This window comes from Streptomyces doebereineriae (assembly GCF_031845645.1).
GTDB lineage: Bacteria > Actinomycetota > Actinomycetes > Streptomycetales > Streptomycetaceae > Streptomyces > Streptomyces canus.
Map to the genome: position 1 here is coordinate 1 of NZ_JAVREZ010000180.1, position 476 is coordinate 476.

Consider the following 476-nt stretch of genomic DNA (forward strand, 5'->3'; position numbering starts at 1 on the left):
CGGTGGAGAGGACGGAGGTCGGCTTCAATAGTAGGCATGAGCTTACGATAAGCATAAGCACATCATCTGGCAACGCTTACGCTGATCCGGTGTCGAAGCGCCCGGACCTGGCGGCCATGCTGGCCCCGCTGATGCGGGAGCTGATCGCGGCCGAGCAGCCGGTGCTCGACGCTCACGGCCTGACGATGTGGGGCTATGTCGTCCTGCTCGCATTGGACCGGTCATCGGTACGGACACAGGCAGCGCTGGCCGAGGCAATCGGCGCCGACAAGACGCGGATCATCCGCACCCTCGATGACCTGCAGCGGCAAGGGTTCATCGAGCGGGAGGCCGACCCCGACGACCGGCGTGTGCGGTTGCTGGCCATCACCGAAGCGGGCCGCGCGGTCAAGGATTCCGCGCAGCGCGAGATCCAGCAGGGGGAGGAGCGCTGGCTGGGTGAGCTGTCGGCCGACGAGCGCGCGGCCCGCTTCGGT

General features: G+C 67.2%; 1 protein-coding gene. It reads left to right on the forward strand.

Annotated features, from left to right (window positions below):
* Positions 1-89 precede the first annotated feature (89 nt).
* Positions 90-476 (forward strand): MarR family winged helix-turn-helix transcriptional regulator (locus RNB18_RS51340; RefSeq protein ID WP_311720972.1); only part of this gene is annotated, 387 nt, incomplete at its 3' end.